Here is a 10,366-nt window from a genome sequence, read left to right as displayed (position 1 = left end):
AAAAACCGAAGACGCAGCGTTATATTCAAGGGTTAACGGGAGTCGTCTTAATTGGTTTTGGTATTAAACTTGCTTTTAGAAAAAAGTAATTAACAAGATGAAAACCACACTATTAATAGTGGTGGTTTTCATTTAATAACTAATTTGGCTGTTTATTTTATATTAAAACCAGCGCTCAGTTACAACTTTTTTACGTGTATAGAATTGAACGCCATCTGTGCCATTTGTACCTAAATCACCAAAGAATGACGCTTTATTTCCTGCAAATGCGAAGAATGCCATTGGTGCTGGAACATTTACGTTTACACCGATCATACCAGCATCGATATTATCACGGAACGTTTGTGCATGTTTACCGTTTGACGTATAAATAACTGCACCATTTGCAAATTTAGATTGATTTGTTAGTTTAATACCTTCTTCTAAATCTTTAACTCGTACAATGCTTAATACTGGAGCAAAAATCTCATCTTGCCAAATTTTCATTTCTTGATTCACGCCATCAAAGATTGTCGCACCTACAAAGTAACCTTCTCCAACTTCTTCATTAATTTTACGGCCATCTACTAATAAAGTTGCCCCATCTGCTACACCGCTATTAATGTAGCCTAAAACGCGCTCTTTATGAGATTCACGGATTAATGGTCCAACATAGTTATCTTCGTTAAGGCCATCGCCTACTTTTAATTTTTTCGTTTCTGCTACTAATACATCAATGAATTCATCAGCAATTTCATCCACTACTGCTACTACTGAGCATGCCATGCAGCGCTCTCCACTACTTGCAAATGCAGATCCAATTACACCTTGTACTGTTTTCTCAAGATTGCAATCTGGCATTACAATCGCATGGTTTTTCGCACCTGCTAACGCTTGTACACGTTTTCCGTGTTTCGTACCTGTTTCATATACGTAACGAGCTACCGGCTCAGAGCCAACGAACGAAACAGCCTGAATATCTTTATTTTCTAAAATGCTATTCACAACATCTTTTCCGCCTTGTACTAAATTTAATACGCCTTTTGGGAAACCTGCTTCATAGAATAATTCTACAAGTCGCTCCGCTAAAAGTGGCGTTCTTTCAGATGTTTTTAATACGAATGTATTACCGCAAGCAATTGCAAGTGGGAACATCCATAACGGAATCATCATCGGGAAGTTAAACGGCGTAATACCAGCAACAACTCCGATTGGGTAGCGCCAAATCGATCCATCAATTCCGCTAGCGATATTCGGAAGTGCTTGACCCATCATTAAATTTGGCGTAGATGTTGCAAGTTCTACCGCTTCAATACCACGCTGTACTTCACCTGTTGCATCCGTTAGCGTCTTACCATTTTCTAGCGTAATGATTTTTGCAAGCTCATCTTTATTTTCTTGTAATAGCTGTAAATATTTATATAAATTTCTTGAACGATTTGGAACTGGTACTTTAGACCATGTTTCGAATGCTGATTTTGCCGCTTCAACAGCTTTTTCAACATCTTCTTTTGGAGATAGTGGAACGTAAGCGATAATTTTTCCAGTCGCTGGATTTGGAACTGCTTCTACTTCCGTACCTGTCGATTCAACCCACTCACCGTTAATGTGATTTTTTACTCGTTTAATTTCAGTTGTAATCATTGTATTCTCTCCTTTGTATAATTTATTTTTGATTAGAAATTAATTGCTCGCTAACTTTCTTATATAAAGCAGCCATATCGTTTTCACCATATCCAGCTTGACTCGCTTCGTCATATACGTTTAGTAACATTTCGCTTACCGGTAAATGGAGTTCGCTTTCCTTAGCTAAGTCAACTGCAAATCCTAAATCTTTCTTCAATAAGTTCACAGTAAATCCTGGCTCGTAGTTTTCAGGTGCTATAAAACTTTTATAATTACGTTCATAAATTCTACTTTGACCGTAACTTACATTTAAAATATCAAACATTTTATCTAAATCCATATTGTTCTTTTTCGCTAATGTTAAAGCTTCACTCACACCAGCTGTATAAAAACCAATTAATAAGTTATTAATTAACTTAACAGTTGTACCACTATCAATCTGCTCACTAACGTGGAAAATGTTCGCGCCTAGTACGCCCATGATAGATTCCGTTTTCTCATATACCTCTTTTGATCCACCAACCATAAACGTTAATGTTCGGTTTTCGGCTCCGATTACACCACCGCTCACAGGTGCTGCTAAAAAGTCTACTTTCTTTTCCTTTGCAGCTTCCTCTAATTGTTTGTTTAACTGCGGCGATACCGTACTTGTATCAATGAAAACTACATTCGAGTGACCATTTTCAAATAATCCTTCTGCTCCAAAATATACCGCTTCAACAGCGCGAGGTGAAGGTAAACTTGTAAAAACTACATCACATGTTTCTGCTAGTTTTGAGATTGATAGACCGATAATTCCGCCTTCTTTTTCAAAGGACGCTTCCGCCTCTTTATTTAAGTCCACGCCATATACTGTGTAACCTGATTTAACTAGATTTTTTGACATTGGAAGACCCATGTTACCTAAACCGATAAAACCAATCTTTTTCATATCGCTTTCCTCCTATTTACACAATATATTTCCCGCGATTTATAATAGCTTTCGCAATTTCTCTCTTCTTCGTAAATACGTTCGTGTATAAAGGCACTAATAATTGACGGATTTCAGCTAAAATCACATTTCTATCTTGTTCTTTTGTGACAGCTGCTGAAAGTACAGAAATCGCCGCTTCTTCTACTTTACGGTATCCTTCTTCACAAATAACATCCGTTATGAGTTGCTTCGTACGTTCTTTTTCCTCTCCATTTTTACGTACCGCTTTTCTCGTACGTAAAAACGCTGATTCCATGATGTACACGTCCGTCAACATATTTGATATTACACGTGAATATTCTTGTTCTTGGTCAATTTTTAGACCTGGAGTTTTAGAGAGCGTTTTCAAAGATTGTTTCAACAATTTTTTCGCTAATAAAATGTAACGATGGTTTCTTTCTACATTTGCTACATTACTTTCTACTTCAGTATCTTCTAATTGTTCGATTTGTTTCATTAACATTTTAGCAACTGTTAATCTATTAATTTCGTTCGTTCCTTCAAAAATACGACTAATTCTTGCATCACGATATAATCGTTCTACCTCATACTCTTGCATATAACCGTAACCACCATGAATTTGTACAGCTTCATCTACGATATAAGCAAGTGTTTCAGAAGCATTTACTTTATTCAGTGCACATTCAATTGCAAATTGAGACATTTTCTTCATAAGATCTTCATCGCTCTCATGAATTGCTTCATCGATTACACCTGCTGTACGATAAGCTGCACTTTCGGCTCCATATGTAGCAATAATCATATTTGCAATTTTCTCTTGAATCATCGTAAAGTCTACTAATTCCGTTTGGAACTGTTTTCGCTCTTTTCCATATTGAACCGACAAACCAATTGCTTGTTTTGCTGTTCCAATATTCCCAAAAGCAAGTTTAAGTCTAGCAAAGTTAAGAATATTAAGGGCTACGTGATGCCCTTTCCCAACTTCCCCTAAAACATTTTCAGCAGGGATGACAACATCTTCTAAAATAAGAGTCGCTGTTGAAGAACCTTTAATCCCCATTTTCTTTTCTTCTAATCCAATAGATACACCTTCACATGTTCTTTCGACAATAAACGCTGTCATTCCTTTATTTGTCTTCGCAAAAACAACGTATACATCTGCCATATGAGCATTTGTAATCCATTGCTTCTCACCATTTAACTTCCAAGCTGTTCCCTCTTCATTCAATATGGCGCTTGTTTTTGCACTTAATGCATCCGAACCAGCATTTGGCTCAGTTAAAGCATAAGCCCCAATCCATTCTCCCGATGCGATTTTCGGTAAATATTTTTCTTTTTGCTCTTTCGTTCCATAATATATGTAAGGCAATGTACCGACACCAGCGTGTATATTAAAAGAAACGCTAAACGCACCAGCGTAACCCATTTTCTCTGCTACAAGACCTGAGACAGCCTTTCCTAACTCGAACCCGCCATAATCTTCTGGTACCTCAATGCCTAATAATCCAAGTTCCCCAGCTTTCTCAAATAATTGACGAGAAACTTTATAGTTATGTTGTTCAATATTCTCCATTTGTGGAACAATTTCTTGTTTAACGAATTGTTCTGTCGTTTTTGCGATTAAATCTTCATCACCTGAAAAATCTTCTGGTGTAAAGTAAGTATGATTTATATCTTTATTAAGTGAAAAAAATTCATCCCATGGTAACTTCGTTTTCTCCATATGTATCCCCCTATCATTCGGCTTTCATAGCTTTTTGCTTATGCTCGTCTACGATGAGTGGAATATCTTTTTTGAAAATAGAAGGCGATAATTTTTCACATCAAGCATTTTATTTTGCCAAAGATGTATTTTCATCGCCTTCGCTGCTTTATCTATTGATCTTCTGATAATACTGTTTTTGCAATACCAGTATCTAACTCTTCAAAGTCATGATATGAAATTGTTTCGTATAATTCACTTCTCGTTTGCATATTAGAAAGTGCATCTTTTTGAGAACCTGTTTCTTTAATTAAAGCAAACACATTTTCATATGCTTTCGCTGCAACGCGAAGTGAAGTTACAGGATAAATAACCATTTGGAAGCCCATATTCGCAAATTCCTCTGCACTATAATATGGAGTTTTTCCGAATTCAGTCATATTCGCAAGCAAAGGTGCATTTACCTTACTATTAAATAGACGGAATTCTTCCTCTGATTGAAGCGCTTCGGGGAAAATTGCGTCTGCACCTGCTTTTACATATGCATTTGCTCTTTCAATTGCTTCATCTAATCCTTCAACGCCGCGAGCATCAGTACGTGCTACAATGTATAAGCTCGGTGCAACTTCTTTAATCGCTTTAATTTTTTGAACCAATTCTTCTGTAGTAACAAGTTTCTTACCATTTAAATGTCCACATTTTTTTGGTAATTGCTGATCTTCAATTTGGACAGCTGCTACTTTCGCTTCCACCATTTCTACAGCTGTTCTCGCCACATTTAGTACACCACCAAATCCTGTATCAATGTCAACAAGAACAGGTAAGTCTGTAGCTCTTACTAAATCTCTTGCTCTCTCAGCCACTTCAGTAGACGTCACGATACCTAAATCTGGTAAGCCTTTACTTGCAGTATAAGCAGCTCCTGATAAATAAAGAGCTGAAAAACCTGTATTTTTTGCAACAAGAGCTGCCATTGCATCATGAGCACCTGGAATTTGCAAAATTTCATTTGCTTCTACTAAAGCTCGGAATCGATTCGCAAGCTCCTCTTGTGTTGACTGCTTTTTCACAACCCAAGCCATTCTAAATTCCCCCTATTATTAAATTAAGAATAGATCTACAAATTCGTTTACATTCATATTTTCTAGTTTTTCTTCATTTAAACAAACTTCATGAATTTGTTCTTGTTGCTTACTAGAATAATGACCTGCCATATTTGCAGTGAATTTTTGAACAACTTTTGGAATTGCTTCGTCTCTACGGAAGCGGTGACCAAGTGGATATTCACATTCCACATTTTCTGTTACTGTGCCATCTTTAAAGTGAACTTGAACAGCGTTGGCGATTGAGCGCTTGTTCGGGTCAAGGTAATCTAAACTGTACTGTTTGTTTTCAACAACAACCATCTTATTACGTAATTCATCTACACGTGGATCGTTTGCTACTGCATCTTCATAATCGTCTGCAACGATATCTCCTTTTAATAAACCAATTGCCGTAATGTATTGTAAGCAATGATCACGATCAGCTGGGTTATTTAATGGACCTTCTTTATCAATAATACGAATTGCTGATTCATGAGTTGTAATTGTAATACGGTCAATTTCATCTAATCTCTCTTTAATTTCCGGATGCAACTTCACTGCACATTCTGCAGCCGTTTGTGCATGGAATTCTGCTGGATATGACACTTTAAATAATACATTTTCCATTACATATGACTCTAGTGGTCTTGCTAATTTTAATTCTTGTTTATTGAATAATACATCTTGGAATCCCCATCCTGGCGCAGATAATGCTGTTGGATAACCCATTTCACCTTTTAGAGCAGTCATTGCAAGATGAACACCGCGGCTCGTTGCGTCACCTGCAGCCCATGATTTACGTGAGCCCGTATTTGGAGCATGACGATATGTACGAAGACTAGAATTATCAATCCACGCATGTGATAATGCATTAAAGATTTCTTCACGTGTTCCGCCAAGCATTTTCGCAATTACTGCAGTTGTTGCTACTTTTACATATAATACATGGTCAAGACCAACTCTGTTTAAGCTGTTTTCTAAAGCAAGCACGCCTTGAATTTCATGTGCTTTAATCATCATTTCTAATACTTCACGTACTTTTAAAGCTTCTTTTCCTTCTGAAATACGAACACGGCTAATATAATCTGCAACTGCTAAAATTCCGCCTAGGTTATCAGATGGATGTCCCCACTCTGCTGCAAGCCAAGTATCGTTATAGTCTAACCAACGGATCATACATCCGATATTAAATGCACCTTTTACTGGATCTAGTACATAAGACGTACCTGGTACACGTGTACCATTTGGCACGATTGTTCCTGGCACAACTGGTCCTAGTAATTTCGTACATTCTGGATATTGCAGTGCTAAAATTCCACATCCAAGTGTATCAAGTAATACGTAACGAGCTGTACTGAATGCTTCTGCACTAGTAACCTCTTTATTTAATACATAATCGGTAATCTCTTCTAATAATGCATCTTTTTGCTTAATTTCATTTGTTTTAATCATGCTATTCTTCCCTTTCTGTCGAAAATTCGTTATTATTAATGATGGGTGTCGGTCAAACACCCATCTGGCGGGCGGCGCTAACAACTCCCCAGTTGTTCTTATTTACTAAGTACATGTCGCTCGCCAATATAATTTACACGTGGACGGAACAAACGATTATTTGCATGTTGCTCAATAACGTGCGCACATAACCCCACTGTTCTAGAGCTAAAGAAGATTGGTGTGTAAAGTTGAATTGGAATACCTAGCATCCAATATACTGGAGCTGCATAATAATCAAGATTTGGATAAATTCCTTTTTCTTTTTCCATAATCTTTTCTCCAGCTTCACACATTTCATATAGTGTATAATCACCTTTTACATCACATAACTGTTTTAAAGCTTCCTTCATCATAAGTGCTCTTGGATCCATCTTCTTCATATAAACACGGTGTCCAAAGCCCATAATTTTTTCTTTGTTATATAGTTTCTTCTGTAATAACTCTTCAAATTTCTCAACATTACCAGCTTCTAAAAGCATGTACATAACCGCTTCATTTGCACCGCCATGTAAACTTCCTTTTAAAGATGCAACTGCACCTGTTAGAGCACCGTATAAATCTGATTGTGTTGATGCAATAACGCGAGCTGTAAATGTAGAGTTTGGCATTTCATGCTCACTATATAAAACAAGGGAACGATCAAAGATCTTTTCCTCAAGTTCAGTTGGTTTTTTACCAGTTAACATATAGAAGAAATTCGCACTATAAGATAATTCTTTAAGAGGTTCAATTGGCTCCTCATTATTTAAAATATGATAGCTATTCGCTACAATGTTTGGCACTTTACTTAACAGCTTGTACCCTCGGCTTTTATTCACTTCTAACGAGCGGTTTTCGATATCATTATCGTAACCAGCTAACGCTGATACACCTGTACGTAATCCATCCATGGGATGCGTCTCTTTAGGCAATGCCTTTAGTACGTTGAATACACCTTCTGGTACTGCATATTCTTCTTTTAATTTCTTTTCAAGTGTTGCTTTTTCATCTTCATTCGGTAGATGTTCCTCCAATAAAAGGTGCACAATGTCTAAATACTCTTTTGTTTTTGAGAGTTCGATTAAGTCATACCCTTGAATTACAATTTCACCTTTTACTGTGTCAAGAAACGAGATTTTCGTCTCCGCTGCCACTATACCATCTAATCCCGGGGAAAATTTTTCTTCAGCTTTCATCATTATTTCCTCCAATCCTAATAGATCTTCGTGCACATAACTGTAAGCCTTTACAATATTGTGAAACTACATTTCTATTTCAATGTATCAGAGTTTTTAGAAGATTTCAATTTATTTTATAATGATAAGTTTCCTACACTTTTCTTACTGTAACAATACAATTTTCTGAAAATAATTCTTATATTTTATAAAGAAAGGATAGACTTCTTTGCGTATTTTCAAAAACAAGATATAAAGATTTTTCATATAACACCGCCAAATATACAATTATTCTAATTTTATTTGAGAAATAGAAAAAACGAGCTGTACATAAATACAGCTCGTTACTATATGATATTTATTTCACTATCTCTTAAATATAATTTTTATATAAAACTTATTCATTTTTAATAAAGTTATTATTTTACATAATTAAATTAAATTTCTTCCATTTCCTCATGATAACTTACAAATAAATCATAGTTTTGAAAATACCAAAGATCATCAGAATCTACAAAAAATATAATACCTTCCTTCTCAACTGACACTATTTCGCCATCGGGTTTCTCAGCAACAACCCCTAAAGAATATCCGGGCTGAATTGAACTATCCCCTCCGTACCTTACAGTAAAACGTACAGATGCACCGTGCTTTATACGTAATTCTTCCTGGAACCATTGCAGAGCTTTACGATCAATTGAAATTCTCATCTTTATTCCTCCAGTTTACGCAAACTCTTTTTTTCCTAATCGTTGTTTTACAAAGAAGACGAAAATAATTAAGGCTATCAATGCTGAAATTGCACTCCCTGAAAATAAAATACGATAACCAAACATTTGTGAAACAACTCCAAGTAAAATAGCACCTAATCCGATTCCTAAATCAAACGCTGTAAAAAATGAAGCATTTGCAACTCCTCTTTTACTCGGATCGACAATTGTAAGCATTGCCGCTTGCAAAGCTGGCTGCGCTGAACCAAATCCAATACCGTATAATGTTGCTGCGATAATTACACCTATCAAACCATTTGAGATAGTTAAAACAACTATAGCTAAAATAGTAATACATAATGCTGGAAGTATGATGAATACTTCTCCATACTTATCTAATAGTTTCCCTGAAATTGGTCTTACAATTGTTAATGCAATTGCATATACAAGAAAGAAAGTTCCCGGATTCACATGAATTGATGATGCAAATAACGGTAAAAAGGTTGTTATTCCTCCATATGCAAACGATAAAAAGAATACTACAATCGTGATTGTTAATACGGATTTCTCAAATAGCTGCATCTTCCCTTTTTCTTTTTGTGGCGTAAATGGCATCTTCGTTATTAATGATAATACGACTGCCATAAAAGATAACAACGTCGCTAATAAAAATAGACCATCAAATGAATAATTTTGCACAACCCATAATCCAATCATAGGTCCGATCGCCATTGCAATTGTCATCGCCATCCCATACCAACCCATACCTTCACCGCGGCGTGAATCTGGAATAATATCCGTTATTGCTGTTCCAACAGCTGTTGTAGAAACAGCCCATGTTACTCCGTGAATAACACGTAAAACAGCTAAAAGGACAATAGTCGATGCTATATTATAGGAATACATCGTTAAGCCAAAAAAGATGAGTCCGAAAATAATAAAGGATCTTCTACCATATTGATCTAACATTCCTCCAATAATCGGTCGTATTACAACCGCAGCTATTGTAAACATCCCCATCATAAGTCCAACTTGCGATTCATTGCCACCTATCTCTTTAATAAAGAGCGGGAGCGTTGGAACAAGTAAATAAAATCCTGTAAATAAAAATAACATTGCGAAAGTCATTTGAATAAATGATTTCGTCCATAATCGTTCCATAAAAATACCTCCATACACTCGTAAAATATTACGATTAACACCTTCATTGTATATTTTTTTATCTATTTTCCCTCCGCAAATAGACGTATCTTTTCATATTAAATAGTCCACCATCAGCTTACATTAGTCTTAAGACTTTGTACGCATGTTTTAAACGAAAGTCCTATATATGTACCTTTATACGTGTGAAAAGAATATACTAATTTATTAACTCAACTTAGGAGTGAATATTTCATGTGGGTATTATTAAGAGTAACTGCCGTAGTTCCTTCGACTCCTGGGATACATGTTCCTGCAGTTCATACAGCTAGCTCCGATGTAGGAATTGAACTTCCCGCAACTTGGCAGCAATATCAAATTCCCGGTCAAGTTACCCCATCATTTTGGCATCATGGTACACACCCCAGTAGTACTCCCATTCATAGCCATAGTTATCCTCCACTACCTCAGGCTCAAGTCTTTTATCATTTCCCATCAATTTATTTTCAAAATTTTCATGGTACGTTTAACATTTAAAACAC

The 10,366-nt window shown here is 36.1% G+C and carries 9 protein-coding genes; 1 reads left to right on the top strand and 8 read right to left on the bottom strand.

All coding sequences use genetic code 11. The annotated features are described in order from the left end of the window. Positions 1-162: 162 nt before the first annotated feature. The 8 genes from HMPREF1014_RS11520 to HMPREF1014_RS11485 form a co-directional block, all read right to left on the bottom strand. A complete protein-coding gene (locus HMPREF1014_RS11520; protein WP_000633365.1) occupies positions 163-1,623 on the bottom strand; it encodes a CoA-acylating methylmalonate-semialdehyde dehydrogenase in 1,461 nt (486 codons plus the stop codon). Between the two features lie 22 nt (positions 1,624-1,645). Next, entirely contained in the window at positions 1,646-2,536 is an 891-nt protein-coding gene (locus tag HMPREF1014_RS11515; RefSeq protein WP_000719411.1) for an NAD(P)-dependent oxidoreductase, read from the bottom strand. Between the two features lie 16 nt (positions 2,537-2,552). Beyond that, positions 2,553-4,262 carry an acyl-CoA dehydrogenase FadE gene (locus HMPREF1014_RS11510; RefSeq protein WP_000415985.1) on the bottom strand — a complete coding sequence of 570 codons (1,710 nt, stop codon included), beginning with the start codon at positions 4,260-4,262 and terminating at the stop codon, positions 2,553-2,555. Positions 4,263-4,414: 152 nt separating this feature from the next. Beyond that, positions 4,415-5,323 (bottom strand): methylisocitrate lyase, encoded by a 909-nt coding sequence (gene prpB, locus HMPREF1014_RS11505; RefSeq protein WP_000312639.1) that lies wholly within the window; start codon positions 5,321-5,323, stop codon positions 4,415-4,417. An 18-nt stretch (positions 5,324-5,341) separates the two neighbouring features. Beyond that, on the bottom strand, positions 5,342-6,778 hold the full coding sequence (gene prpD, locus HMPREF1014_RS11500) for a 2-methylcitrate dehydratase (RefSeq protein ID WP_000598121.1): 1,437 nt from the start codon (positions 6,776-6,778) through the stop codon (positions 5,342-5,344). Between the two features lie 98 nt (positions 6,779-6,876). Further along, positions 6,877-7,998, bottom strand: a complete 1,122-nt coding sequence (gene mmgD / locus HMPREF1014_RS11495) for a citrate synthase (RefSeq protein ID WP_001987369.1) — start codon at positions 7,996-7,998, stop codon at positions 6,877-6,879. Between the two features lie 413 nt (positions 7,999-8,411). Continuing rightward, entirely contained in the window at positions 8,412-8,684 is a 273-nt protein-coding gene (locus tag HMPREF1014_RS11490; protein ID WP_001222840.1) for a HesB/YadR/YfhF family protein, read from the bottom strand. 15 nt (positions 8,685-8,699) lie between these two features. Continuing rightward, on the bottom strand, positions 8,700-9,845 hold the full coding sequence (locus HMPREF1014_RS11485; protein WP_000440665.1) for an MFS transporter: 1,146 nt from the start codon (positions 9,843-9,845) through the stop codon (positions 8,700-8,702). Between the two features lie 234 nt (positions 9,846-10,079). Between HMPREF1014_RS11485 and HMPREF1014_RS11480 the strand changes: the two genes are divergently transcribed. Beyond that, positions 10,080-10,361, top strand: coding sequence for a hypothetical protein (locus HMPREF1014_RS11480; protein WP_000270092.1), 282 nt, complete (start codon positions 10,080-10,082; stop codon positions 10,359-10,361). The last annotated feature ends 5 nt before the right edge of the window (positions 10,362-10,366 follow it).

Origin of the sequence: Bacillus sp. 7_6_55CFAA_CT2, assembly GCF_000238655.1 — a bacterium.
Taxonomy (GTDB): domain Bacteria; phylum Bacillota; class Bacilli; order Bacillales; family Bacillaceae_G; genus Bacillus_A; species Bacillus_A cereus.
The sequence above is the reverse complement of the archived record's forward strand: the minus strand, read 5'-3'. Positions and strand labels throughout refer to the sequence as shown.

Coding starts and splice junctions, on each gene's coding strand:
- HMPREF1014_RS11520 (WP_000633365.1), bottom strand. CDS start 1,623: ATGATTACAACTGAAATTAAACGAGTAAAAAATCACATTAACGGTGAG.
- HMPREF1014_RS11515 (WP_000719411.1), bottom strand. CDS start 2,536: ATGAAAAAGATTGGTTTTATCGGTTTAGGTAACATGGGTCTTCCAATG.
- HMPREF1014_RS11510 (WP_000415985.1), bottom strand. CDS start 4,262: ATGGAGAAAACGAAGTTACCATGGGATGAATTTTTTTCACTTAATAAA.
- prpB (WP_000312639.1), bottom strand. CDS start 5,323: ATGGCTTGGGTTGTGAAAAAGCAGTCAACACAAGAGGAGCTTGCGAAT.
- prpD (WP_000598121.1), bottom strand. CDS start 6,778: ATGATTAAAACAAATGAAATTAAGCAAAAAGATGCATTATTAGAAGAG.
- mmgD (WP_001987369.1), bottom strand. CDS start 7,998: ATGATGAAAGCTGAAGAAAAATTTTCCCCGGGATTAGATGGTATAGTG.
- HMPREF1014_RS11490 (WP_001222840.1), bottom strand. CDS start 8,684: ATGAGAATTTCAATTGATCGTAAAGCTCTGCAATGGTTCCAGGAAGAA.
- HMPREF1014_RS11485 (WP_000440665.1), bottom strand. CDS start 9,845: ATGGAACGATTATGGACGAAATCATTTATTCAAATGACTTTCGCAATG.
- HMPREF1014_RS11480 (WP_000270092.1), top strand. CDS start 10,080: ATGTGGGTATTATTAAGAGTAACTGCCGTAGTTCCTTCGACTCCTGGG.